This window comes from Flavobacterium frigidum (assembly GCF_048286735.1).
Taxonomy (GTDB): Bacteria; Bacteroidota; Bacteroidia; order Flavobacteriales; family Flavobacteriaceae; genus Flavobacterium.
The window spans coordinates 20,315-44,685 of sequence record NZ_JBLVPU010000007.1; the positions used below are offsets into that span (position 1 = coordinate 20,315).

The 24,371-nt window shown below is 32.8% G+C and carries 26 protein-coding genes; 14 read left to right on the top strand and 12 right to left on the bottom strand.

Annotated elements, in window-relative coordinates; translation table 11 throughout:
- Positions 1-34 precede the first annotated feature (34 nt).
- Complete coding sequence (locus ACNQGO_RS05875) at positions 35-253, top strand: hypothetical protein (protein ID WP_417984655.1); 219 nt, start codon at positions 35-37, stop codon at positions 251-253.
- A 45-nt stretch (positions 254-298) separates the two neighbouring features.
- On the opposite strand, the gene ACNQGO_RS05880 is transcribed toward ACNQGO_RS05875, so the two are convergent.
- Both ACNQGO_RS05880 and ACNQGO_RS05885 read right to left on the bottom strand, forming a co-directional pair.
- A complete protein-coding gene (locus tag ACNQGO_RS05880) occupies positions 299-1,210 on the bottom strand; it encodes a bifunctional metallophosphatase/5'-nucleotidase (RefSeq protein ID WP_417984656.1) in 912 nt (303 codons plus the stop codon).
- 140 nt (positions 1,211-1,350) lie between these two features.
- The gene (locus ACNQGO_RS05885; RefSeq protein ID WP_417984657.1) at positions 1,351-2,130 is read right to left on the bottom strand and encodes a 5'-nucleotidase C-terminal domain-containing protein; all 780 of its coding nucleotides are present in this window, start codon (positions 2,128-2,130) and stop codon (positions 1,351-1,353) included.
- A 47-nt stretch (positions 2,131-2,177) separates the two neighbouring features.
- Here ACNQGO_RS05885 and ACNQGO_RS05890 point away from each other — a divergent pair, with 47 nt between their 5' ends.
- The 12 genes from ACNQGO_RS05890 (at position 2,178) to ACNQGO_RS05945 (ending at position 14,100) form a co-directional block, all read left to right on the top strand.
- Complete coding sequence (locus tag ACNQGO_RS05890) at positions 2,178-2,696, top strand: DUF6913 domain-containing protein (RefSeq protein ID WP_417984658.1); 519 nt, start codon at positions 2,178-2,180, stop codon at positions 2,694-2,696.
- Between the two features lie 8 nt (positions 2,697-2,704).
- Positions 2,705-3,592 carry a 4-hydroxy-tetrahydrodipicolinate synthase gene (gene dapA, locus ACNQGO_RS05895; RefSeq protein WP_417984659.1) on the top strand — a complete coding sequence of 296 codons (888 nt, stop codon included), beginning with the start codon at positions 2,705-2,707 and terminating at the stop codon, positions 3,590-3,592.
- A gap of 127 nt (positions 3,593-3,719) precedes the next feature.
- Positions 3,720-4,514, top strand: coding sequence for an outer membrane protein assembly factor BamD (locus tag ACNQGO_RS05900; RefSeq protein ID WP_417948075.1), 795 nt, complete (start codon positions 3,720-3,722; stop codon positions 4,512-4,514).
- Positions 4,515-4,522: 8 nt separating this feature from the next.
- Positions 4,523-4,840 carry a DNA-directed RNA polymerase subunit omega gene (locus ACNQGO_RS05905; protein ID WP_026709525.1) on the top strand — a complete coding sequence of 106 codons (318 nt, stop codon included), beginning with the start codon at positions 4,523-4,525 and terminating at the stop codon, positions 4,838-4,840.
- Between the two features lie 7 nt (positions 4,841-4,847).
- A complete protein-coding gene (gene coaBC, locus ACNQGO_RS05910; RefSeq protein ID WP_417984660.1) occupies positions 4,848-6,059 on the top strand; it encodes a bifunctional phosphopantothenoylcysteine decarboxylase/phosphopantothenate--cysteine ligase CoaBC in 1,212 nt (403 codons plus the stop codon).
- A 73-nt stretch (positions 6,060-6,132) separates the two neighbouring features.
- Positions 6,133-7,017 (top strand): type IX secretion system protein PorD, encoded by an 885-nt coding sequence (porD, locus tag ACNQGO_RS05915; protein WP_417984661.1) that lies wholly within the window; start codon positions 6,133-6,135, stop codon positions 7,015-7,017.
- Positions 7,018-7,070: 53 nt separating this feature from the next.
- Positions 7,071-8,723, top strand: a complete 1,653-nt coding sequence (recN, locus tag ACNQGO_RS05920; protein WP_417984662.1) for a DNA repair protein RecN — start codon at positions 7,071-7,073, stop codon at positions 8,721-8,723.
- A gap of 95 nt (positions 8,724-8,818) precedes the next feature.
- A complete protein-coding gene (gene fabV / locus ACNQGO_RS05925) occupies positions 8,819-10,009 on the top strand; it encodes an enoyl-ACP reductase FabV (RefSeq protein ID WP_417943299.1) in 1,191 nt (396 codons plus the stop codon).
- A gap of 128 nt (positions 10,010-10,137) precedes the next feature.
- Positions 10,138-11,139, top strand: coding sequence for a glycosyltransferase family 2 protein (locus tag ACNQGO_RS05930; RefSeq protein ID WP_417967877.1), 1,002 nt, complete (start codon positions 10,138-10,140; stop codon positions 11,137-11,139).
- Position 11,140: 1 nt separating this feature from the next.
- Entirely contained in the window at positions 11,141-11,725 is a 585-nt protein-coding gene (gene coaE, locus ACNQGO_RS05935; protein WP_417967878.1) for a dephospho-CoA kinase, read from the top strand.
- Between the two features lie 71 nt (positions 11,726-11,796).
- A complete protein-coding gene (locus ACNQGO_RS05940; protein ID WP_417984663.1) occupies positions 11,797-13,380 on the top strand; it encodes a sensor histidine kinase in 1,584 nt (527 codons plus the stop codon).
- A gap of 3 nt (positions 13,381-13,383) precedes the next feature.
- Positions 13,384-14,100 (top strand): response regulator transcription factor, encoded by a 717-nt coding sequence (locus tag ACNQGO_RS05945; protein WP_309759815.1) that lies wholly within the window; start codon positions 13,384-13,386, stop codon positions 14,098-14,100.
- Between the two features lie 188 nt (positions 14,101-14,288).
- Here ACNQGO_RS05945 and ACNQGO_RS05950 read toward each other — a convergent pair whose 3' ends face one another.
- The 8 genes from ACNQGO_RS05950 to ACNQGO_RS05985 form a co-directional block, all read right to left on the bottom strand.
- Entirely contained in the window at positions 14,289-15,029 is a 741-nt protein-coding gene (locus ACNQGO_RS05950) for an acyl-[acyl-carrier-protein] thioesterase (RefSeq protein WP_417984664.1), read from the bottom strand.
- A 57-nt stretch (positions 15,030-15,086) separates the two neighbouring features.
- Positions 15,087-16,004 carry a tRNA (adenosine(37)-N6)-dimethylallyltransferase MiaA gene (gene miaA / locus ACNQGO_RS05955; RefSeq protein WP_417984665.1) on the bottom strand — a complete coding sequence of 306 codons (918 nt, stop codon included), beginning with the start codon at positions 16,002-16,004 and terminating at the stop codon, positions 15,087-15,089.
- A 164-nt stretch (positions 16,005-16,168) separates the two neighbouring features.
- The gene (locus ACNQGO_RS05960) at positions 16,169-17,530 is read right to left on the bottom strand and encodes an exonuclease domain-containing protein (RefSeq protein WP_417984666.1); all 1,362 of its coding nucleotides are present in this window, start codon (positions 17,528-17,530) and stop codon (positions 16,169-16,171) included.
- 96 nt (positions 17,531-17,626) lie between these two features.
- Entirely contained in the window at positions 17,627-17,995 is a 369-nt protein-coding gene (locus ACNQGO_RS05965; RefSeq protein ID WP_417947124.1) for a four helix bundle protein, read from the bottom strand.
- A gap of 42 nt (positions 17,996-18,037) precedes the next feature.
- On the bottom strand, positions 18,038-18,697 hold the full coding sequence (locus tag ACNQGO_RS05970) for a YggS family pyridoxal phosphate-dependent enzyme (RefSeq protein WP_417984667.1): 660 nt from the start codon (positions 18,695-18,697) through the stop codon (positions 18,038-18,040).
- 38 nt (positions 18,698-18,735) lie between these two features.
- Positions 18,736-19,956, bottom strand: coding sequence for a DUF1015 domain-containing protein (locus ACNQGO_RS05975; RefSeq protein WP_417984668.1), 1,221 nt, complete (start codon positions 19,954-19,956; stop codon positions 18,736-18,738).
- An 82-nt stretch (positions 19,957-20,038) separates the two neighbouring features.
- Positions 20,039-20,926: a 3-hydroxyacyl-CoA dehydrogenase family protein gene (locus tag ACNQGO_RS05980; RefSeq protein WP_417984669.1), complete on the bottom strand. Its 888-nt coding sequence runs from the start codon at positions 20,924-20,926 to the stop codon at positions 20,039-20,041.
- A 44-nt stretch (positions 20,927-20,970) separates the two neighbouring features.
- The gene (locus ACNQGO_RS05985) at positions 20,971-21,936 is read right to left on the bottom strand and encodes a Gfo/Idh/MocA family oxidoreductase (RefSeq protein ID WP_417967897.1); all 966 of its coding nucleotides are present in this window, start codon (positions 21,934-21,936) and stop codon (positions 20,971-20,973) included.
- A 144-nt stretch (positions 21,937-22,080) separates the two neighbouring features.
- On the opposite strand from ACNQGO_RS05985, the gene ACNQGO_RS05990 reads away from it, so the two are divergent.
- The gene (locus tag ACNQGO_RS05990) at positions 22,081-22,722 is read left to right on the top strand and encodes a protein-L-isoaspartate(D-aspartate) O-methyltransferase (protein WP_417948269.1); all 642 of its coding nucleotides are present in this window, start codon (positions 22,081-22,083) and stop codon (positions 22,720-22,722) included.
- Positions 22,723-22,770: 48 nt separating this feature from the next.
- Here the strand turns inward: ACNQGO_RS05990 and ACNQGO_RS05995 are convergent, their stop codons facing one another.
- The gene (locus ACNQGO_RS05995; protein ID WP_417984670.1) at positions 22,771-23,820 is read right to left on the bottom strand and encodes a Fic family protein; all 1,050 of its coding nucleotides are present in this window, start codon (positions 23,818-23,820) and stop codon (positions 22,771-22,773) included.
- 80 nt (positions 23,821-23,900) lie between these two features.
- Positions 23,901-24,353: an SsrA-binding protein SmpB gene (gene smpB, locus ACNQGO_RS06000; RefSeq protein WP_309760254.1), complete on the bottom strand. Its 453-nt coding sequence runs from the start codon at positions 24,351-24,353 to the stop codon at positions 23,901-23,903.
- Positions 24,354-24,371: the final 18 nt, after the last annotated feature.

Sequence of the window (24,371 nt, forward strand, 5' to 3'; positions counted from 1 at the left end):
TATTCTTGCTGGCCTTGTTTTGTCTAATTATTTTATGAATTTAGACAGTTATACTCCGTGGTTATCCATTTTTGGATTAGTGTCGATAGCCTTGTATTTTATAGTTTTTATTGAAAAATGTTTTTTAGCTGATTTTCCGCCAACCTATTTAAGGCCGTTGGGTATGGTTTTGTTTGCCACTAGTTATTATACTTTTTACAAATTTGTAATGGATGCTGAGCAATTAAACGACTTTCAAAAAGCAGGTAGTTAATAAGACCATTATTAGTAACAAAAAACTGAAATAAATCGATTACTGTTAAACAATAAACGATTTCCCTTCAAAGGCTTTAGCTTTATCGTTGTCTAGATAAAAATCAATTCTTCCAAGGTTAATACCGTAACAACCTACTTGGTTTACTAATACTTCTTTGCCAACTTGATTCTTTACTACAGTTGGTTTATCGAGGAAAGTATGTGTGTGTCCGCCAATAATTAAGTCAATATCCTGCGTCATTTCGGCCAAATTTAAGTCACAAAGTTTATTAGGCTCATCTCGATATTTATATCCCAGATGCGACAAACATATAACTAAATCACAATGTTGCTCTTTCTTTAATATACGTATCATATCCTGAGCGGCCTCAATAGGATCATTATAAACGGTTTCCTTGTACATGCCTTTGTCAACTAATCCTGCAAGTTCAATCCCAAGTCCAAAAACACCTACTTTAATACCGTTTTTATTGAAAATTTTATATGGTTTTACCTGTCCGTCCATAACGGTATTTTTAAAATCGTAGTTGGCAGATAGAAACTCAAATTTAGCATGCGGTAGTTGTGCGTACAGGCCTTCTACACCATTATCAAAATCGTGATTTCCTATGGTCGATGCATCGTATTGCATCATACTCATCAATTTAAATTCTAATTCTCCACCATAATAATTAAAGTACGGAGTTCCCTGAAAAATATCGCCTGCATCAAGTAGTAATACATTTGGGTTCTCTTTTCTAATGATTTCAATTAAGGCTGCCCTTCTTGCTACACCGCCCATATTAGCATTTCTGGGATGATCCGCAGGAAATGGATCAATATAACTGTGTACATCATTTGTGTGTAACACGGTCAGGTGTTTTTTCTGTGAAGTTTCAAAACTACTTAATGATAAACCTAAACTAAGTAAAGCTGAACTTGCAGCTGTTTTTTCTATAAATTCTCTTCTTTTCATTTTATATTTTTTTGGAGCTATTTCCCGCTTTTTGGTGCAATATTTTTTATCGTGAAAAACGATAAAAAATGATTTTCCCTTCAATCGGGGCTAGGGCTTTATGTTTTCTAAAACTATTTTATTATCTAAATTCGAATTTTTTATTCTTCTGTAATTCTGATATCCTTTATTACAGGTATGGTATCTACTTCTTTAAAATAATCAATTAGTATATTTCGCAACTTGTATTGTAAATCAAATTTTTGAACTCCTTTTTTAAAGAAGTTCATATTGTCCCCACCATTAGACAAGTAGTCATTGGTTCCTACATAATAAATAGTTTCTTTTTGAACTGGCTTTCCTTGCACGAGAATATTTTTGGCAACTTTATTTTTGTCAATTGTAAAAGTGACTCCTGCTAACGGATGTGATTTTTTTTCAGCGATAAAGAAATCAACCATTTCAATAATTTGATCTCCTTTTAATGCAATGACAACCAAACTATTTTCAAAAGGCATTATTTCAAAAGCCGTTCTAGCTGTAACATTACCTTTTGGTAGTATCGAACGAATACCGCCGCTGTTCAGTAAACAAATATCTATATTCTTTTTTTCTTGGGATTGAAAAACAGTGTTTCCTCTACTTAACGTAACATCAGCCATTAGGTTTCCAATTGTAGTTTGCCATTTTCCAGTACTTTTATCTAATGTTTCTGGGCAATACGCTAAAATACTGTCTAAATCATTATTGATATGTTCTCGATATGGTTTGATAAAATTTTCAATTTCAGGAACTTGGTTTTCTTTTTCAGTAATTGTAATCCGTTTTCCTTCGATCTTAGTAACGTTGTAGTTTTGTTTGCTGCAGGAAGCAACAAAAAAAAATGTTAAGAATATAACAAAAAGTTTAGAAACATCGTTATACTTTTTTAGATTTACCATTTTAAATGCGACTTAATTAATTAATTTTGTAATCAAGTAAAAGTACTATGTTTTTAAATTATTTTAAAGATTTTATTGTAAAAAAAACATTAAAAAAAAGCTTTCAAAATTTAAAAAATAGTGAATCTATTCAGGCTATAAAAAAAATTGGAGTACTTGTAGATGCAAGTGTTTTTAGCGAGACAGAATCTTTAGTGAAACAGCTGGAAGTCAACGGAATCCTTGCAGAGAATATATCAGTCATCATTTACAGTGATGCTTTTAATACATTAGAAACTAAAAAACGAATTGCTTTTGGAGCAAAACATTTAAGATGGAATGGAAAAATATCTTCGGTAGAAGTCAATGATTTTGTCAATAAGGAATTCGATTTATTAATAAGTTATTACAATATAGAAAAGACAATTCTACTAAAAGTTACCCACAGCTCACGGGCATTGTTCAAAGTTGGATTTTCGTCGATTGATAAAAGATTGAATCATTTTATGATTCAAACAGATGGGAGTGATTTTAAACTTTTCATAAGCGAGTTATTCAAATATTTAAAAATACTTAACAAAATATAAATGATAATATGCAAGCATTAATAGGAACTGGTGTTGCTCTTGTGACCCCATTTAAAGAAGACTTTTCTTTAGACATCGAAGCATTAAAAAGAATTGTACATTTTTCGATAGATGGAGGAATTGAGTATTTGGTGGTTTTGGGTACAACGGCTGAAAATGCAACATTATCCCAAGATGAGAAAGAAATAGTAATTAAAACTGTAATCGAAGCAAACAATGGTAGTTTGCCATTAGTACTTGGAGTAGGGGGGAATAATACCTTAAAAGTTGTTGAAGAGTTAAAGACAAGAGATTTGTCAGCATTTGCGGCGATACTTTCTGTTTCACCATATTATAATAAACCTACGCAGGAAGGAATCTATCAGCATTTTAAAGCAGTTGCTGAAGCATCGCCAATCCCTGTAATTTTATATAATGTTCCCGGAAGAACTGCTAGTAATATGTTACCTTCTACAGTAGTGCGTTTAGCCAACGATTTTACAAATGTTGTGGCCATAAAAGAAGCTGCGGGAGATATGGTACAAGCAATGCAACTATTAAAAAACAAACCCGAAGATTTTCTAGTAATTTCTGGGGATGATATGATCGCTTTACCAATGGTTTTGGCTGGTGGAGCCGGTGTTATTTCTGTAATAGGGCAAGGTTTTCCCAAAGAATTTTCCGAAATGATTCGGTTGGGTTTAAATCGCAAAGTCGATGAAGCATTCAAATCGCAGTACCTTTTAGCAGATTGTATTGATATGATTTTTGAGCAAGGCAATCCAGCAGGAATCAAACAGGTTTTTCATTCTTTAGGAATAGCAGAAAACACAGTGCGTTTACCACTTGTAAAGGTAGACAATTCACTTGCTGTTAGAATTGATGAATTTGTCCAAAAAATTAGTAAAAAAGGATAAAAAAGAAGCTTTTTTTAAACAAAAAATATATTTTGAAGTCGCTAAATTAATCACTAAATTTGCCACCGAAACTTCGGTATGATTTTAAGGATTATTTCAACCAAGAAATCATCAAAAAAGTAAAAAAATGAAAAAAATAGTATCTTTATTATTGCTAGTAGCTTTGTTTAGTTCCTGCAACGAATATCAAAAAGCATTAAAATCTGAAGACGTTGCTGTAAAATTCGAAATGGCGACTAAATTATATGATGCTGGGAAATATTCTAAAGCTATTCGTATTTTTGAACAAATTGCCCCAGCCTACAGAGGAAAGCCTCAAGCGGAAAAATTGTTTTATATGTTCTCTCAATCGTATTACAAAACAAAACAATATACATTAGCAGGTTATCAATTTGAAAGTTTTGTTTCGGGTTATCCAAAAAGTGAAAAACTTGAAGAAGCTGCCTATCTAGGAGCAAAAAGTTACTCCATGTTGTCTCCCGTGTACAGCTTAGACCAATCAGACACAACCAAAGCATTAGATAAACTACAAGCCTTTATAGATAATTATCCTAACTCGCAATACTTGGCAGAAGCAAATGCAGCTGTAAAAATACTGAGCGAAAAAATTGAACAAAAGGTATATGAAAACGCAAAAGGGTACAACACAATTTCTGATTACAAATCAGCAATTGTTGCACTAGAGAATTTTGTTGCTGATTACCCAGGAACTCCGTATAAAGAAGACGCGTTGTACTACAAATTAGATTCAGCTTATAAATTAGCAATTAACAGTATTCCTTCAAAAATGGAAGAGCGTTTAAATGTTGCAAAAGCAGCTCAGATAAACTTGGTTAAGTTTAAAGCAGATACTAAATACAAGCAAGAGGCAACTGAAATGTTAGCTCGAATAGACAAAGATTTACAAAAATTTACTAAATAAAAAAAGTCATGGATTTAAAAAAGACGAATGCTCCAGTAAATACAATAACATACAACAAAACTGTTATTGAAGAGCCTACTGGTAACGTATATGAAGCGATAACAATTATGGCTAAAAGAGCAAACCAAATTAACTCTGAAATTAAAAAAGAATTGACAGAGAAACTGGAAGAATTTGCTACATATAATGACAGTCTTGAAGAAGTTTTTGAAAACAAAGAGCAAATTGAAGTTTCAAAATTTTACGAAAAATTACCAAAGCCACATGCTTTAGCTGTTCAAGAATGGTTAGATGGCAAAATATACCACAGAGATTCTAATAAATAATAGTTCTATGTCAGTTTTAAGCGGTAAGAAAATTCTACTTGGAATTTCTGGTGGAATTGCAGCCTATAAAACAGCAACATTAGTTCGACTTTTTATAAAAGCAGGTGCACATGTCCAAGTGATAATGACACCTGCTTCCAAGGATTTTGTAACACCGCTTACATTATCAACTTTATCCAAAAATCCAGTACATTCCAGTTTTTACAATCAAGATGATGAAAATGAAAAATGGAACAACCATGTTGAACTAGCACTTTGGGCAGATTTAATGGTAATTGCTCCAGCTACTGCCAATACCTTGTCGAAAATGACAAATGGTACGTGTGACAATTTATTAGTAGCGGCGTATTTATCAGCTAAATGTCCTGTTTATTTTGCTCCTGCAATGGATTTAGATATGTACAAACATCCCTCTACTATTGCAAATTTTTCTAGTTTAACTCAATTTGGTAATACAATAATTCCTGCTGAAAGTGGTGAATTAGCAAGTGGTTTATCAGGTGAAGGAAGAATGGCAGAGCCAGAAAATATAGTGGCTTTTATTGAAGATGATTTAAACAGTAAACTGCCGCTGAAAGGTAAAAAAATCTTAATCACTGCCGGTCCAACATACGAATCAATTGATCCGGTTCGCTTTATAGGCAATCACTCATCAGGTAAAATGGGTTTTGATATAGCCATTAGTGCTGCTAATTTAGGAGCGTCTGTAATTTTAGTTTCAGGTCCTACTAATTGTAAAGTTTCAAATCCATTGATACAGGTCATTAATGTTGTTTCTGCACAAGAAATGTATGATGCCTGTCATGATGTATACAATGATATAGACGTGGCAATTGCTGCAGCTGCCGTTGCCGACTATCGACCTAAAAATGTTGCAAACCAAAAAATAAAAAAGACAGCAGATAATTTTTCAATTGAGCTCGAAAAAACGAAAGATATTTTAGCATCTTTGGGAGAGCGCAAGATAAATCAGTTTTTGATTGGTTTTGCTTTAGAAACAGAGAATGAAATTGAAAATGCCATCTTGAAAATTCAGAAAAAAAACTTAGATTTAATTGTTTTAAATTCGCTTCAAGATCAAGGGGCAGGTTTTGGTAAACCAACAAATAAAGTTACCTTTATTGATAAGTATTTGAATATTGAACCCATGGAATTGAAATCGAAAGAAGCAGTTGCTGATGATATTTTACAAAAAGTAAAAAATCATTTATCGAAATAAGTGAAACGGATTTGTAATACAAATGCTAGGTTTGAACAATTGCCAACCGTTCTACAACAATACAAATCTACAGATGAAAAATATAATTATTTTTTTGCTTCTTTTTACTTTTGGATTTACAAAGGCACAACAATTGAACTGCATTGTAACAGTAGATTCTCAGAAACTGAGCGTAACCAATCAACAAGTTTTTAAAACGTTGCAAACATCAATTAGTGAATTTGTAAACAAAACAGATTGGACAGGTCAAGCAGTAAAGCAAAACGAAAAAATTAATTGTTCGATGTACATTACGGTTTCGGCTAATAGTTCTGATCAATTTACAGCCACCATTCAAGTTCAATCGTCAAGACCAATATTTAATTCGTCGTATTCGTCTCCAGTATTAAATTATAACGATAAGGATTTTAATTTTAGATATACCGAGTTTGAAAATTTAGTATTTAGTCCGACAACATTTGATTCAAATTTAGTTTCAGTTTTGGCCTTTTACAGCTATATGATTTTAGGATTGGATGCAGACACATTTGTTTCTGAATCTGGAAATTTTTACTTCGAAACGGCTCAAAACATACTAAACGTTGCTCAACAAGGCGGTTCAAAAGGATGGAGTCAGGCTGACGGAAATCAAAATCGATACTTTTTAGTTAACGATATTTTATCACCTGCTTTTAAACAAATACGTCAAACCATGCTAGACTATCATACTGGTTTAGATTTGATGCATCGAGATTTGAAAGCCTCCAAAGATAAAGTAAAAGTATCTGTTAGTGATTTAGTTAAACTAAATACTGCACGACCAAACGCTTTTTTGACTCGTGTTTTCTTCGATGCTAAATCAGATGAAATTGTGTCTATTTTTTCTGGTGGTCCTAGCATTACCATTTCTGATTTGGTCAATAATCTGAATAAAGTCTCTCCTTTGAATTCAAGTAAATGGATGCTGATAAAATATTAATTGGTTTTCAATTTTTAGGTAATTCAGTTTCACATCACAAAATACAACAGTAAATGATAACGTCACTTTCGATAAAAAACTATGCTTTAATTGAAAAATTGTCCATCGATTTTTCAAAAGGTTTTTCAATAATAACTGGAGAAACTGGAGCTGGAAAATCAATTATATTAGGAGCAATAGGTTTGGTTTTAGGTAAAAGAGCCGATTTAACTTCTTTAAAAAACAAAGAAGAAAAGTGTGTTATAGAGGCACATTTTGAAATTTCAAAATACAATTTGATTCCATTCTTTGAAGAAAACGATCTAGATTATGAGAATGAGACCATAATTAGACGTGAAATTCTTCCGTCTGGGAAATCTCGTGCTTTTATCAATGATAGTCCGGTCAACCTTCAAGAGCTTCAGGAATTGAGCTTGTTCTTGATTGATATTCATTCGCAACAGCAAACCCAAGAACTTTCAGATGAAAATGTACAGTTCGAGATTATCGATGCCATTGCCAATAATAAAGAAACTATAATTGAATATCAGGCGGTTTTAAAAAGCTATAAATCGGATAAATCGAAATTAAATTCGCTTTTAAAAAAACAAAGCGAATCTAAAAAAGAACAAGAATACAATACTTTTTTATTAGATGAGCTAGTTGCTGCACAATTAAAAGCAGGGGAACAAGAATTGCTTGAGGCAGATTTTGAGCAGTTGAACAATGTAGAAGTGATAAAAGAAGCAATTGATAAATCGTTGGCTATTGCCAATGAAGATCAAATAGGAGTATTGCATAATTTGAATGAAATTAAGGTTTCCTTACAAAAGATCGCTCCATTTTCTTCAGAATATCATTCTTTGTTGGAGCGAATTACGAGTATTACCATCGAATTTGATGATATAGCAAGCGAAATGAATCGCAGTGCAGAAAAGTTGATAAATGATCCGGAACAATTAGATTTGATTAGTCAAAAGCTTCAAGTGATTTTTAATTTGCAAAAGAAACATCAAGTTTCAACTGTAGCGGAATTACTAGAAATTCAATCTAACCTTGAAAATTCAGTTTTAGAATTAGGTAGCATGGAAGAAGATATTGCAGCGTTAACGGTTGCTATTGAGCAAAAAACAATAGAGCTAGACACTTTTTCGAATACTATTCATGCTAATAGATTGGATTCTGTACCTGTTTTATCGCAACAGCTTACCACGATTTTAGAAACACTTGGAATGCCAAATGTTCGATTCAATATTGATATTAATGCAACTGAAACGTATTTTCAAAATGGTAAAGATTCCCTTCAGTTTCTATTTTCTGCAAATAAGGGAACTGATTTTGGATTATTAAAAAAAGTTGCTTCTGGTGGAGAAATGTCGCGAATTATGCTCGCTGTTAAAGCCATATTAGCGAAATATTCGAAATTACCAACGCTGATTTTTGACGAAATTGACACCGGAGTTTCTGGAGAAATTGCCATTAGAATGGGAGAAATTATGAAAGAGATGAGTCTGGAAATGCAAATTTTTGCCATTACACATTTGCCACAAATTGCTGCCAAAGGAAATGCGCATTTCAAAGTATTTAAATCTACGGTTGGCGATGATACATTATCTGAATTAAAGTTATTAAATGACGAGGAGCGATTGGTAGAGATTGCTCAAATGTTATCAGGAACCGTTGTCTCTGATTCGGCCTTAAATCATGCCAAGGCCTTGTTGAACTAATATTTTCTTCTATATTTGTTTCTTTTAAAACGAGTCTTTTTTTAATTATAATCGAACAATTTTAATAAAATTTATAAAAACGAATAAGCAAGAATATGATCATAGAACCAAGAATGAGAGGATTTATATGCACGACTTCTCACCCTACAGGATGCGCGCAAAATGTTAAAAATCAAATAGAATATATCAAATCAAAAGGAGCGATAAACGGAGCTAAAAAAGTCTTGGTGATTGGAGCTTCAACTGGATTTGGGTTGGCTTCGAGAATCACAAGTGCGTTTGGTTCGAATGCAGGAACTATTGGGGTGTTTTTTGAAAAACCTCCAACCGAAGGAAAAACAGCTTCGCCAGGTTGGTACAATTCTGCAGCATTTGAACAAGAGGCGCATGCTGCCGGTTTATATGCAAAAAGTGTCAACGGAGATGCCTTTTCTAATGAAGTAAAGCAACAAACAATAAACCTTATAAAAGCCGATTTAGGACAAGTGGACTTAGTTATTTATAGTTTAGCGTCGCCAGTTCGTCTGCATCCAGTTACTGGAGTTTTGCATCGTTCTACTTTGAAACCAATTGGAGGAACATTTACTAATAAAACAGTCGATTTTCATTCGGGTAAAGTTTCTGAAATCTCTATTGAACCGTGTAGTGGTGACGATATTGAAAATACAGTTGCCGTAATGGGCGGCGAGGATTGGGCCATATGGATTGATGCTTTAAAAGCAGAAAACTTGCTGGCTCCTGGCGCTACAACTGTAGCTTATTCTTATATTGGACCCTCATTAACAGAGGCAGTGTATAGAAAAGGAACTATTGGTCGTGCCAAAGATCATCTTGAAGCAACGGCATTTGCAATCACAGATAGCTTAAAAGCCATTGATGGAAAAGCTTTTGTTTCGGTAAATAAAGCGCTGGTAACGCAGGCTAGTTCTGCCATTCCGGTTATTCCATTGTATATTTCTTTATTATATAAAATAATGAAAGAAGAAGGAATTCATGAAGGATGTATTGAACAAATTCAACGCTTGTATCAAGAAAGATTGTATACTGGTACTGAAATTCCAGTTGATGAAAGCGGAAGAATTCGCATTGATGATTTAGAAATGCGTCCTGATGTTCAAGAAAAAGTAGCAAAATTGTGGATTGAGGCTGTAACTGAAAATTTATCTAAAATAGGAGATTTAGAAGGATACAGAAAGGATTTTTATAATTTATTTGGATTTGACGTAGAAGGAATTGATTATAAAACGGATACAAATGAATTGGTTCACATTGACAGTATAAGTTAATGGTACTCTAGCAAACGAAATATATCTAAAACCATCACTTAATTGTTGATGGTTTTTTTATGGATAAAGATTATCTTTGTTAAAATTTTTTGAGCTTTAAAATTTCTTTAATACCACATTTCTACGTTATGTTATTTTCCTTAATTATTCCAGTTTATAATCGTCCAGATGAAGTGGATGAACTTTTAGAGAGCTTGTCCCAGTCTACTTATACCGATATTTTTGAAATTGTTTTAATAGAAGATGGATCTACGTTAGCCTCCAAGGATGTTGCTAGTAAATATGGAGACAGACTTGATATTTCCTATTATTTTAAGGAAAATTCAGGACCTGGAGATTCTCGAAATTATGGAATGAAAAAAGCCAGAGGTGACTATTTTATCATCTTTGATTCAGATTGTATTATTCCAAAAGAGTATTTATCAGCAGTTGATGCAGCTTTAAGTAAAAACTTTGTAGATTGTTTTGGTGGTCCAGATAGGGCTTTAGACAGTTTTTCAGATATTCAAAAAGCTATCAATTTTGCAATGACTTCTTTCTTGACTACTGGCGGAATTCGCGGTGGTTCAGAGAAAATAGATAAGTTTCAACCTAGAAGTTTCAATATGGGATTGTCTCGAAGAGCATTTGAAGCTTCAAATGGTTTTGGAAATATTCATCCTGGCGAGGATCCTGATTTGTCTATTCGATTGTGGAATTTGGGTTTTGAAACCAGACTGATTCCTGATGCCTACGTGTACCACAAGCGAAGAATTGATTGGGATAAATTTTCTGCTCAGGTGAATAAATTTGGCAAAGCAAGGCCAATACTTAACAGTTGGTATCCAAAACACAATAAGCTTACTTTTTTCTTTCCATCCGTATTTATAATTGGACTCTTTTGTTCCTTTCTAGTAATGCTTATTTTTAATTTTGATTTGCCCTTACAACTGTATTTTGTCTACTTTTTGGTGCTATTTTTAACATCAGCGTACCAAAATAAAAGTATTAAAATTGCATATTTATCGCTGATAGCGGTTTGGAAACAATTTTACGGATATGGAACAGGTTTTATGAAATCGTATTACAAGATTATTATTTTGAAGCAGAAACCACAAGTTGCATTTCCAGAATTATTTTTTAAAGTGTAGTATGACTAAAATAGTAGGTTTAACTGGAGGTATTGGAAGCGGGAAAACGACCATTGCAAATCATTTTAAATCACATGGTGTGCCTGTTTATATTGCTGATGATGAAGCTAGGAAAATTATGGAATCTCAAACCATTATAGCCGAAATCAAAAAAGTCTTTGGCACTACTGTTTTTGATCATGATACATTGAACAGAGAAGAATTAGCCAAAATTGTATTTGATAATACTGAAAAATTAGAAAATCTTAACAGTATAGTACATCCAGCAGTTCGAAAACATTTTTCGCAGTGGTTATCTCTACAGCAAGATCATCCTATAATTATTTATGAAGCAGCTATTTTATTTGAAAGCGGTAATTATAAAAATTGTGACTATATAATAACTGTCACAGCTCCTTTAGAATCAAGGATACAGCGCGTAATTGCTCGAGATCACACTACAAAAGAACTTGTTTTGAAACGGATTAAGGCGCAGTGGACTGATGAACAGCGCATTTCAAAAAGTGATTTTATCATTCAAAATATCACGATCGAATCTACAGAATTAGAAGTTGATAAAATTCTTAAATTATTAAAGATTACATAAAAACAACCATAGGTGTTAATGTTTGGTTAATGTATTATTTAATATATCGTTAAAATACTAAATTTGTTTCAATGAATAAATTTTTTTTTAAATTACTTGTTGTATTAATGAGTCTATCCCTAATAGGGATAATTCTTGTTCAAGTGTATTGGTTTAATACTTCTTTCAAAAATAATGATGAGCAGTTTAAATTCCATGTTACGCAAATCATTGGTAATGTGGCAGATAAACTTCAGAAACAAGAGTCGTATAATTTTTATGATAAAATAAACCATTACAAGGATAGTACGGGGAAAGTTCCAAAAAAGGATGATATTTTAGAGTTTTATTATGTTCAAAAAAATTCACGAACTAATAAAACAATAATATACTCTAACAGTATTATTTCTGAAGACTATAATATTTCGCCAACGTTTCTTAATAAAAAATTTGATAGTGAAAAATTTAAAAATTTTAGTTCCAAACGGGTAACCGAAGTTTACAACAATAATAATCTGGATAAATCTGGTGTTAATCAGAGTTTGATACCAGACGTTAGGATTGAGAAGTCCGGAAATTTAGATATTTTGGATAACGCTCTTTTTGAAATTTCGGCTAAGGATGTTTTATCAGCAATGCCTCTGGAAGAACGTGTTTCTACTGAGGTTTTGCAAAAATTAATTAAAAAAGAATTAGAAGAGTATGGCATCGAAACAAAATTTGAATTTGGTATTTATAGTGGCAATTTAGCAACGAATATTAAGTCTAGCGATTTTGAATACGATAAAGATGCTACGTATACCATTCCAATTTTTACGGATAATGAAGGAAATAGTAAATACCAATTATTGGTCACTTTTCCTTTAAAAAAGAAATTTTTATTGTCGGAACTTGTTAGTATTACTGTGCTTTCTATTGTTTTTACATTAATTATTTTGATTGCGTATACAAGTGCATTGAATCAATTAATTCGTCAGCGTCAGATTTCTGAAATCAAGAATGATTTTATAAATAATATGACTCATGAATTTAAAACACCAATTGCAACAATAAATTTAGCCTTGGATGCGATAAAGAATCCAAAGATAATAGATGACAAGGAGAAGGTTTTAAGATACCTTCAGATGATTAAAGATGAAAATAAACGCATGCATGCTCAAGTAGAAAACGTATTGCGAATCTCAAAATTAGAAAAGAAAGAGTTAGATATAACCAAAGAATCAAATAACATTCATGAAACTATTGAAGATGCAATAGATCACGTGAATTTAATTTTAGAAGATAGGCAAGGGACAATAACCTGCTACTTTAAAGCCATTAGAACAACAGTTTTAATTAATGACGTTCATTTTACGAATGTGATTGTGAATATTTTAGAAAATGCTATCAAGTATTCTCCTAATGTTCCCGAAATTGAAATTTTTACCGAGAACGTAAAAGACATGATTATTATCAAAGTAAAAGATAGTGGTCTAGGTATGAGTAAAATAGCTCAAAAAAGAATTTTTGAAAAATTTTACAGAGAGCATACGGGAGATATTCATAATGTAAAAGGACATGGTTTAGGTCTAGCTTACGTGAAGAGAATTGTTGAAGACCATAATGGTCAAGTATACGTAGAAAGTGAAAAGGGAAAGGGAAGTACCTTCATAATAAAATTACCATTAATAAATTAGTATATGGAAAATGTAAATAAAAAAATACTTTTAGTTGAAGATGACTTAAATTTTGGTGCGGTTTTAAAAGATTATTTAATGCTAAATGATTTTGATGTAACCTTGGCAAAGAATGGGATGGAAGGATTTGAAAAGTTCAAAAAGGATACGTATGACTTATGTATTCTGGATGTAATGATGCCGTATAAAGACGGTTATACCTTAGCAAAAGAAATTAGAGAGAAAAATAATGAAGTTCCAATTATATTTTTGACAGCAAAATCAATGAAAGAAGATGTGCTTAAAGGATATAAAGCTGGTGCTGATGATTACTTGAATAAACCTTTTGACTCTGAAGTTTTGCTTATGAAAATTAAAGCAATAATTCAAAGAAAAGCATCTGATACAAAAGCGGAACAAGTTCAATTTGAATTTAATATTGGTAAATTTCATTTGAATTCTAAACTACGTTTTTTAACTTTTAGTACTGAAGAACCAATAAAATTATCTCCAAAAGAGAATGAATTATTGAAAATGTTGATTCTTCACGAAAATGATTTGATGCCAAGAGAGTTAGCATTGACAAAAATCTGGAGAGATGACAACTATTTTACATCTAGAAGTATGGATGTTTACATCGCTAAGTTGAGAAAATATCTAAAACTGGATGAAGATGTTGAAATTTTGAACATTCACGGAGAAGGATTTAGATTAGTGGTTAAGAATAAAGTAGCACAATAAATAGATATAAGCCTCAAGAAATTGAGGCTTTTTTTTGAAGCCATTTCCTGCTATTCGTTTCAATCTTTTTTCTCCTTAAAGAAACGAGAAAAAAGGATTTTCACTGCTATCAGGGCTAGGACTTTGTAGAATAAAGTACTTTTATTTTGTAGCAGAAAGTTTTCGGAAAAATTCCAAATGAAATTGTGCTATCTCCAGTTCAATTGTAGAGCAAAACAGGTCTTATCCTCTTTTGTGATGCTAAAAACCGTTTCAGTTTTGGAAATACTTTCATGAATTATCACTTTGTCTTTCAGGGATAATTCTTTTAAAAAGTTCATTTCAAAACTTTCAATTTTTTGATTTAATATTATATTTTCATCAATCAAATCCAAACACCATTCTAGGTATTTGACATTATTGACATGGTTTACAATATCTAAATCAGATAGGAATACTATTTTTTCAAAAAGGATTTCCTTCTCATTGTTGAAGTTTATTTTAGAAAAACCATTTAGTGTTGCTCTTTTTTCAGGATATAATTCAAAATGTTCATACGGTAAAGCCAACCCTTCTGGCCGACGTTTTTTTGTGTTAAAAACTGCCCAAAAAGTTTCAGAACCCACAATTTTTTCTCCATTTACATGCATTTCCAATGCCCGAACGGAACGCGAGTTCTCTAAGGAGTTGATCCATGTTTTTACGGTTACAGTATCTCCCCATTTTGGTAATTTAGAGATTTCAACACGCATTCGGCTCAAAACCCATGCTTGGTCGAATTCCTGCATGTCTGTAAAACTGATGCCACCAACTTCTGAATGTGCTGCCGCTGTTAACTGCAAAATATTACACAGATCCGTGAATTTTAAATAGCCATTTGGGGTACATTGTGTAAAGTTGATTTCCCAGTCTTTGCTTAAAATTGAGGTGAAATTTGGAGAGATAGGCATGTTGAGAATTATGAATTATAAATTATAAATTTGAATTGTAGGTATAGAAATTATGGATTATTTCTTTGAATTAATGTATGCAATAACAGTTTCATAAGGCGTTTCAAAATCAAACCATTTTGTATTTTCATTTCTTTTAAACCAGGTCAGTTGGCGTTTAGAAAATCGTCTGGTGTTTTTCTTTATTTCTTCGATAGCAAATTCTAATGAAATTTCTCTATCAAAATAACTGAATAGTTCTCTGTAACCTACCGTTAGCAGTGCATTCAGCTCTTTATTTGGGAATAACGTTTTTGCTTCAGCTAGAAGTCCGTCATTTATCATGAGGTCTACGCGATGATTGATTCGGTTATAAATTATTTTTCTGTCGGCTTCCAGACCAATTAAAATAGGTGTAAAGCTGCGACTGTTTTGTTTTTGATTTATAAAGGAAGAATATGGTTTTCCGGAACCTACACATACTTCTACAAAACGCATCATGCGTTGCGGATTTTGCAAGGTTTGTGGATTTTCGATGGATAGTGTTTTATAATAATTAGGGTCTAGTACTTCGAGGTTTTGTTGTAAATATCCGATGCCCAGTTTTTCGTAATTAGTGTTTATAGTAGTGCGAACTGAAGCTTCTATTTCTGGAAATTCATCAAAACCTTTTAAAATGGCGTCTACATACAAACCTGATCCACCTACTACTATGGCATAATCATTTGTTAAAAATAATTCGTCTAGTTTTGTAATTGCTTCTTTTTCGAAATCACCTACTGTATAGTTTTCAAAAATAGATTTGTTCTGGATAAAATGGTGTTTTACACTTTCAAGCTCTGATTTGCTTGGCACTGCTGTCCCAATTGTCATTTCCTTGAAAAACTGTCTACTGTCGCAGGAAATGATTTCGCATTTGAAGTAATTAGCCAAAACGATACTTAAGGAAGTTTTCCCGATGGCTGTTGGTCCGATAATAGTGATTAAGTATTTCATTTTTTTTAGCCCAGATGGTAGCGAAAACCCCGGAATTATGAAAGTTAGTTTTTATGGGTTTAAAAGAACGACCAAAGGAAGTTCCTTTTATGCCCTAGAAAAACAACTGGAATAATGAGGAGTTGCAGTGCACAGCTGGAATAGCTACAAATTAAATTAGACTTTTAAAATTTTATTATTTTCAGCGTTTTGTTTCTTCGTACATGACCTTGAATGATGTTTTTTGTGTCACGATTATTTTGCATTGGGATGATAATGTTACGGAGGATCTCTATATTATTGATTTGGTAATTTAAATCGTAAAAGGCAAATCCTTTATAGATGCCGTTTTCGATCATAACAACTGATCGTTCGCTGATGGTTCTTCCCTTATCGATAAGCAGCATATTTTGGTTTTCGAAACTATTTTTATCGATGAAATTTTGTACTCTAGCGTTGTATTCTTCTGATGATACTGCTCCAATACAGGCACCATCACACTCTTTTATAGTATATTGAAAACAGTTGGTTTTAGTGACATACAAGCCTGTCAATTTTTGGCATAATTGATAATGAGACGTTATTCTAAACAGGGCGTTTTTTCCTTCTTGGATGGAAGTAAAAGAGGTGATTTCTTTTTTTCGACCGTCTGCTTTCTGTAATTTTAGGTTAAGATAGCCCTTTTCATCTTTCTCGGCATATAAAGCGAGTTGAAAAATACTTTTTCGTTGTGCTCTGTTATAAATTGGTTTATTGATTTTTATTTCCTCACTTTCTTTGAGTAAGGCGATCAATTCACTACCTGTTTCATCATAGGTAACTGTAAATACTTCATCTTGTATTTTCTTGCACTTTGTAGTTGTCCCAGTAAAATGCTGGTTAATTCGCTTTTTGATGTTTCGGCTTTTGCCAATATAAATCAGTTTTCCTTTTTCGTTGTGGATGTAATAGATTCCTGTTTTTGCAGGTAGGCTAGCCACGATATCCAATAATTTTGGCGTAATTCCTTTCTCAATTTCTAGCTTTATAAAATCCTTAACAATCTCTTTCTCTAAATCTTTTTCTAAAAGAATTTTAAACAATTTGACTGTAGCTAGTGCGTCTCCGCTGGCTCTATGTCTATCTGCCATTGGGATGCCAAGTGCGCGAACTAGTTTTCCTAGGCTGTGGGAAGGCTGTTCTGGCAATAATTTTTTTGATAATTCTACGGTGCAGAGCGTTCGTGCTTCAAAATCGTACCCTAATCGTCTGAACTCAGTTCGTAGGATTCTGTAATCAAAAGATGCGTTATGAGCCACAACAATACAGTCATTGGTCATTTCGATGATGCGTTTTGCAACCTCAAAAAACTTGGGAGCACCCTGCAACATGGTATTGTTGATGCCAGTAAGTTTGACTACAAAAGGTTGAATTGGGATTTCAGGATTAACTAAACTGATGAATTGATCCACTATTTCATGACCATCAAATTTATAGATAGCGATTTCAGTGATTCCCTCTTCGTTGAACTGTCCTCCAGTGGTTTCTATGTCTAGTATTGCGTACATTTTCAATGTCAATGTCAAAAATCAATAGCAATAGCAATTTTAAAAGTCAATTTTAAAAAATTGAATATTGGTATTGCAATTGTAATTGTAATTGAATTATTTTTTATTGTTTATCATTTTTGAAGCGATAGCTATTAGTTCTTCAACTTCTGTTAAAAGCCACTTTCTTTCTTCTAAATCTCCTGCTTTTATATAATCTAGAACTTTTAATGAATTTCTAGACTCTTTGAGCTCCTTGACGGAAAGAGAAACTTTAAAAATAAAATCTTTATTTGTTATCGTTCCTTGAGCTTCTCCATAATTTAAGGAGGAACTTCCAGAGGATCGTATCAGTTGATTTTTGTAATAATCAATCTCATAAGACTTTTCTAATTTTCTAACAAAAAAAATGCATTCACCTGCAAATCTAACTAAACGGTCTTCAAAATTGTAGATTTTATCAAAATTGGGTTCGTTAACTTCCATTTGCTTTTATTTTTTTATTGAAATTGCCATTGCCATTGAAATTTATCTTCCTCCAAAGATACTACTTCCTATACGAACCATGGTACTACCACATTCTATTGCTAATTGGTAATCGCCTGACATTCCCATGGAGATAATTTCTAGTTGACAATTTTCAATTTTCAGTTTTTTTGTTTTGTCGAAAATTGATTTCAAATAGGTGAATTCATTTTTTATTTGGTCGTTATTGTCTGTAAAAGTTGCCATTCCCATTAAACCGACCACGCGAATGTTTTTCAGAAATTGAAATTCATTTGATGCTAGTATTTCATCTAGTTCAGCTTGATCAAGTCCAAATTTAGTATCTTCCTTGGCTATGTAAATTTGAAGTAAGCAGTCTATTACTCGGTTGTTTTTTAGCGCTTGTTTATTAATTTCTTGTAGTAATTTAAAACTTTCGACTCCATGAATTAAGCTTACAAACGGAGCCATAGATTTTACTTTATTGGTCTGAACATGACCTATCATGTGCCATTGAATGTCCTTAGGCATAGCTTCCCATTTCTCTGCCATTTCCTGAATTTTATTTTCTCCAAAAATGCGTTGACTGGCTTCATAAGCTTGCATCAAGTCAGGAATTGGTTTTGTTTTAGAAACGGCAACAAGAGTAACATTTTGCGGTAAAGATGTAAGTATATTAAGTAAATTTTGAGCTATTGACATTTTTAAATATTTTTATTTTTTTAATAGTAGCATTATTTTTAAAGTTCGTAAACCACTAATCCGCTTCTAAATTTAGGTTCAATATAGGTACTTTTTGGCGGCATGATAAGATTAGCGTCGGCTAAAGCTTTTATCTCACTTATATTAGAAGGAAACATAATAAAACCAATTTCAAATTCTCCTTGATCTATTTTATTTTTTACTTCTTGCACAGATTGCTTTCCAGAGAGATACTCGATTCGTTCATCGTTACGTAAATCTTCGATTGCAAGAATAGGAAGTAATACTTTTTTATAAAGAATCTGAGTGTCTAAACTGTCTAAGGCAGTATCAAAATTTTCATTTTTAGATTTTAAATCTAAACTATAGAATTCAGTATCAAGATACATCCCAAATTGATGCTTTTCCGTTGGCTGAAATGGTTGCTGTAATTTGTTGTTTACAGTAAAATCCTTTGCAAGTGCTATTAAAAAATCCTCTTTTGATAGTCCGTTTAAGTCTTTTACCAAGCGATTGAATTCATATATTTTTACATTATTCTCAGCAATTAAATAACTAAGAATATGATTTGTTGCTTGATTTTCAGCACCCTTATTTTCTTCTGACAGCAATTTAAGAGCTTCAGTTCGATGATGTCCATCTGCAATATAAAGACTTTCCGTTTTTTCGAAAATGTTCTGAAGCCAATTTATTTCTAAGGTATCTTCAATTTTCCATAAGTAATGAATTTCCTTTTTGGTCGTCGAAAATTCAAAATCCGCTAATTTTTGAGTACAGTTAAAAATCCAGTTCTCAATGGTTTTATTATCTGGATACGTCATCAAAACCGGTTCGGTATTGAACCTTGAATATTTCATGTAGTCTTTGAGTAATCGCACACGGAATGCAATAATATCTTCGTGTTTTTTTATGATATTATTGCAATAATCAGCTACACTTGTTCCGGCAATAATCCCTGTAAATGATTGTGTTTTGGTCACAATTTTATGAATGTATAAGGCTGGTTTTTTATCTTTTACCAAAATGACCTCATTTTTGAAATCTTCATATTTTTGATGTACCTGTCGGTATCGTTTCTCAAAAGATACGCTTTCTTGATTGGTATACGCGGGTTTTAGAATGTGTAAAAAAGACAGCGGATTAAAATCTAATTGCGCTGCAAGCTCTGCATTTACGTATTCTTCATAAGATCTACACGTTACGAGACAAACTTTGTCACGCGTAGGTCTCACTGCTTTAAAAGGAACTATTTTAGCCATAATTATGTCAGAAGTCTTAAAGTCTTAAAGTCGAATGTCTAAAGAAACGGACTTTAAGACTTTCGACTTTTAAACATTGAGACTATATAAATTGTTTAGAAATCTTCTCGGCTTTTTTACTTTCAGAATAATCATAGAAACCTTCACCAGATTTAACTCCCATTTTTCCTGCTCGAACCATATTTACTAATAATGGGCAAGGGGCATATTTTGGATTTTTAAACCCATCATACATCACATTTAAAATAGCTAGACACACATCAAGCCCAATAAAATCAGCTAATTGTAATGGCCCCATAGGTTGACCCATTCCTAATTTCATTACGGTATCAATTTCATAAACTCCAGCTACTTTGTTGTATAATGTTTCGATTGCTTCATTAATCATCGGCATCAAAATTCTATTAGCAACAAAACCAGGATAATCATTTACTTCAACAGGTGTTTTTCCCAGTTTCTCTGAGAGTGTCATGATGGTTTTTGTCACTTCAGCACTAGTATTGTACCCACGAATGATTTCTACCAGTTTCATAATTGGCACTGGATTCATAAAATGCATTCCGATAACACGTTCTGGATGTGCCACAACAGCCCCAATTTGAGTAATAGAAATGGAAGACGTATTGGTTGCTAAAATGGTATCATGAGAACAAGCATCATTCAATTGCTTGAAAATATTTAGCTTTAATTCTACGTTTTCAGTAGCTGCTTCAACCACTAAATCGACACCTACAACACCATCTTTTATATCGGTATAGGTTATTATGTTAGTTATTGTTTTGGCTTTATCTTCCTCGGTGATCGTTCCCTTTGCGATCATTCGATCTAAATTTGCGGCAATAGTAGCCATACCTTTATCTAAAGATTGCTCAGAAACATCTATTAATTTTACGGTAAAACCACTTTGTGCAAAAGTATGAGCAATTCCATTACCCATTGTTCCTGCTCCGATTACGGCTATTGTCTTCATTATTTATTTTGGATTTAAATATTTTAAAGTTTAAAATGGAAAGATTATCTCTTAAAACAATCAATAATTTGATAGGCTACGCGAAGTGCTTCTGTAGCTTGATCTAAAGTCACTGTTGGAGTTGAGTTAGTATTGATAGCATCGGCAAACGATTCTAGTTCATCCAGAATGGCATTGTTTTGTTCTACATCTGGATTCGAGAAGTAAATTTGTTTTTTTACACCTTCGGCATTTTGTAAAATCATATCAAAATCGCCAGGAACTTCCGGAGCATCTTTCATTTTTACCACTTCACATTTCTTTTCCAAGAAATCCACTGAAATGTAAGCGTCTTTTTGGAAAAAACGAGATTTACGCATGTTTTTCATCGAAATTCGGCTTGCTGTTAAATTAGCTACGCAACCATTTTCGAATTCAATTCTAGCATTTGCAATATCTGGTGTGTCACTAATAACCGAAACGCCGCTGGCACTAATATTTTTTACTTTAGACTTAACAACACTCAAAATAGCATCAATATCATGAATCATCAAATCTAAAACTACAGGAACATCGGTTCCACGAGGATTAAATTCAGCCAGACGGTGTGCTTCAATAAACATTGGGTTTTCAATCATGTTTTTTGTAGCGATAAATGCTGGATTGAAACGCTCCACATGACCTACTTGCCCTTTTACATTGTATTCATTGGCTAAAGCGATAATTTCTTCAGCTTCTTCAACGGTATTTGAAATGGGTTTTTCGATAAAAACGTGTTTGCCTGATTTAATTGCAACTTTTGCACATTTATAATGAGAAAGCGTTGGTGTTACAATATCAATTACATCTACTGCGTGAATAAGAGTGGCGATGGTACTAAAATGTTTGTATCCAAATTCTTTCGAAACCTTTTCTGCATTTTCTTGATTGGGATCATAAAAACCAACCAATTCGTATTGATCAGATTGTTGTAATAAACGCAAATGTATTTTTCCTAGATGACCAGCACCTAATACTCCAATTTTCAGCATAACGATGTAATTTTTACAAAAATAGCAATAAAATGATTAATCTATTATCGATATGAGACAATTATTCCGTTAAATTTAATTTTAAAATCTAACATTTGAAATCAGAAATTCTTTGCTATTTTTACCAAAATAAAATAGTAAATTTTGAAAGATACAGCCAAGCATCAAGGACTTCGCAATCAATTAGTAAACGTTTTAGAGCAAAAAGGGATTGTCGATAAAAATGTTTTGGATGCTATAAAAAAAATCCCAAGACACTTATTTTTGAATTCCAGTTTTGAAGATTACGCCTATCAAGACAAAGCGTTTCCCATTGGCGCAGGCCAAACAATTTCGCAACCTTACACTGTTGCTTTTCAATCTCAACTATTAGAGGTAAAAAAAGAGCATAAAGTTTTAGAAATCGGAACAGGTTCAGGATATCAAACTGCCGTTTTGTGCTTATTAGGTGCTAAGGTTTATAGTATTGAAAGACAGAAAGAATTGTTCAAACAAACTTCAATATTATTTCCAAAATTGAATATTCGTCCCAAACATCTTTCTTTTGGTGATGGTTACAAGGGCTTGCCAAGTTATGCTCCATTTGATAGTATTATAGTTACAGCAGGAGCGCCGTTTATTCCTCAGCCGTTGATGGCGCAATTAAAAATAGGTGGTAGGCTTGTTATTCCTTTAGGAGAAGATGTTCAAATAATGACGTTACTTATTCGAAAAAATGAAACTCAATTTGAAAAACATGAGTTTGGAGAATTTCGATTTGTTCCATTATTAGAAGATAAAAACTAAAATCCCATCCCCAGCCCTTCCCAAAGGGAAGGGAGCAGAAGATGGATTTTATTGACCAATAATACTCAAATAGCGTTCTAGACTTTCTTTCTCTATTTGGGCGATGAATAGTAAAAAATCTTCTTTATTGTTTTTAGTTTGTGCGGTTTCCAGTGTTTGATAATAGCGCATTCTACTTTCATAATCCCCTTTGATATTAGCAATGATGTAGCCATGTTGCAATAAAATCAAGTTCATGACTAAGCGCGAAGTCCTACCATTGCCATCAATAAAGGGATGAATAGTAACCAAACGTTCATGCATTTCGGCAGCCAAAACTATCGGATGTAGTGTTGATTTATTAGTTTCATACCAAATATAGAAATCTTCCATTTCCTTAGCTACCAAAAAAGGTTGGGGTGGCATGTGACTGCTACCTTGGATCATTACTTGAACTTTTCTATAACGTCCAGCATCTTCGGGTTGAATTCCTCTCAAAATTAGATTGTGTATAGACAGTACTTCGCGTTCATTTATAGAACTATTTTTTTGCATTAAATCTTTGATGTAAGCAATTGCTTCTTGATGATTAATGACTTCTAGATGTTCCCGCATACTTTTTCCGGAAATCGTTAAACCTTCATTGATAACCAAATCTGTTTCGCGCAAAGTCATTGTATTTCCCTCGATGCGATTACTTTCAAACGTATATTCTAGCTCTAATGCTTGTGCGATCCTGTAGCTATCAAACTGGCGAAACCCATCTAGTTGTGTCTTTAAAGTATCTATTTCATCTAAAATTTTCTGAAGTGTTACTGATATTTTTTTCTTTGTGGGTTTGCTTTGATATCTAATTTCCTGCTCTGCGACCAATAATGCTTTAAGTGCAAACTCATCTTGACCTATTTCGTAAAGTATTTTTTCTTTCAGCCAAGCAACCATGATGGTCTCTAGATCTATTTCTAGAAGAGCCGCAAGCTTGACCACCTGTTCTCGAGTGGGTTTTCTAGTGCCACTTTCAAACTTGCTTATTAAAGCTTGGTCAATTCCTAAAAGTTGCGCCACTTCTCTGGTTTTGAGCCCTTTTTGTTCTCTTGCATTTTTGAGAAGTGTTTTCATTTTAAATATGTTTTATATTGTCTTGACAAATTTAGTCATTTTTTGACAAATAAAAAAATTTAATTCATTCTTTTTTCAATTTAAAATGATTTTTTGATTCGGTCTAGATCGCGTTTTGTGTCTTGTTCTTTAAGGGATTCGCGTTTGTCGTAGGTTTTCTTTCCTTTGCAAAGACCAATTTGTAGTTTTGCCAACCCTTTTTCATTGGTAAACAATTTCAAAGGAACTATGGTAAGACCTTTGGCTTGAACACTTTTTAGTAGCCCTTTCAATTCCTTTTTTTTCAAAAGCAATTTTCGTTCGCTTCTCGCTTTGTGGTTGAATTGGTTTCCAAAAGTATATTCTTCAATATATGTATTTATTGCAAAAAGTTCGCTGTTGCTGAATTCACAAAAGCTCTCAGTGATATTCGCTTTTCCCAATCGAATGGATTTTATTTCCGTACCTGCTAATACAATTCCAGCATTGAATGTTTCAATTATTTCATAGTCGAATTTAGCTCTCTTATTGAATATGTTTACAGTTTTTAGCATAATACAAAGGTAACAAAA

Bases quoted from the DNA above. Each gene is read 5' to 3' on its own strand.
- ACNQGO_RS05950 (WP_417984664.1), bottom strand. From the start codon at position 15,029: ATGCCTATCTCTCCAAATTTCACCTCAATTTTAAGCAAAGACTGGGAA.
- fabV (WP_417943299.1), top strand. From the start codon at position 8,819: ATGATCATAGAACCAAGAATGAGAGGATTTATATGCACGACTTCTCAC.
- smpB (WP_309760254.1), bottom strand. From the start codon at position 24,353: ATGCTAAAAACTGTAAACATATTCAATAAGAGAGCTAAATTCGACTAT.
- dapA (WP_417984659.1), top strand. From the start codon at position 2,705: ATGCAAGCATTAATAGGAACTGGTGTTGCTCTTGTGACCCCATTTAAA.
- ACNQGO_RS05960 (WP_417984666.1), bottom strand. From the start codon at position 17,530: ATGTACGCAATACTAGACATAGAAACCACTGGAGGACAGTTCAACGAA.
- ACNQGO_RS05980 (WP_417984669.1), bottom strand. From the start codon at position 20,926: ATGAAGACAATAGCCGTAATCGGAGCAGGAACAATGGGTAATGGAATT.
- ACNQGO_RS05965 (WP_417947124.1), bottom strand. From the start codon at position 17,995: ATGGAAGTTAACGAACCCAATTTTGATAAAATCTACAATTTTGAAGAC.
- ACNQGO_RS05905 (WP_026709525.1), top strand. From the start codon at position 4,523: ATGGATTTAAAAAAGACGAATGCTCCAGTAAATACAATAACATACAAC.
- ACNQGO_RS05875 (WP_417984655.1), top strand. From the start codon at position 35: ATGAATTTAGACAGTTATACTCCGTGGTTATCCATTTTTGGATTAGTG.
- miaA (WP_417984665.1), bottom strand. From the start codon at position 16,004: ATGAAATACTTAATCACTATTATCGGACCAACAGCCATCGGGAAAACT.
- ACNQGO_RS05930 (WP_417967877.1), top strand. From the start codon at position 10,138: ATGTTATTTTCCTTAATTATTCCAGTTTATAATCGTCCAGATGAAGTG.
- ACNQGO_RS05975 (WP_417984668.1), bottom strand. From the start codon at position 19,956: ATGGCTAAAATAGTTCCTTTTAAAGCAGTGAGACCTACGCGTGACAAA.
- ACNQGO_RS05900 (WP_417948075.1), top strand. From the start codon at position 3,720: ATGAAAAAAATAGTATCTTTATTATTGCTAGTAGCTTTGTTTAGTTCC.
- recN (WP_417984662.1), top strand. From the start codon at position 7,071: ATGATAACGTCACTTTCGATAAAAAACTATGCTTTAATTGAAAAATTG.
- coaBC (WP_417984660.1), top strand. From the start codon at position 4,848: ATGTCAGTTTTAAGCGGTAAGAAAATTCTACTTGGAATTTCTGGTGGA.
- ACNQGO_RS05885 (WP_417984657.1), bottom strand. From the start codon at position 2,130: ATGGTAAATCTAAAAAAGTATAACGATGTTTCTAAACTTTTTGTTATA.
- ACNQGO_RS05970 (WP_417984667.1), bottom strand. From the start codon at position 18,697: ATGTCAATAGCTCAAAATTTACTTAATATACTTACATCTTTACCGCAA.
- ACNQGO_RS05995 (WP_417984670.1), bottom strand. From the start codon at position 23,820: ATGAAAACACTTCTCAAAAATGCAAGAGAACAAAAAGGGCTCAAAACC.
- porD (WP_417984661.1), top strand. From the start codon at position 6,133: ATGAAAAATATAATTATTTTTTTGCTTCTTTTTACTTTTGGATTTACA.
- ACNQGO_RS05880 (WP_417984656.1), bottom strand. From the start codon at position 1,210: ATGAAAAGAAGAGAATTTATAGAAAAAACAGCTGCAAGTTCAGCTTTA.
- ACNQGO_RS05985 (WP_417967897.1), bottom strand. From the start codon at position 21,936: ATGCTGAAAATTGGAGTATTAGGTGCTGGTCATCTAGGAAAAATACAT.
- ACNQGO_RS05945 (WP_309759815.1), top strand. From the start codon at position 13,384: ATGGAAAATGTAAATAAAAAAATACTTTTAGTTGAAGATGACTTAAAT.
- coaE (WP_417967878.1), top strand. From the start codon at position 11,141: ATGACTAAAATAGTAGGTTTAACTGGAGGTATTGGAAGCGGGAAAACG.
- ACNQGO_RS05940 (WP_417984663.1), top strand. From the start codon at position 11,797: ATGAATAAATTTTTTTTTAAATTACTTGTTGTATTAATGAGTCTATCC.
- ACNQGO_RS05890 (WP_417984658.1), top strand. From the start codon at position 2,178: ATGTTTTTAAATTATTTTAAAGATTTTATTGTAAAAAAAACATTAAAA.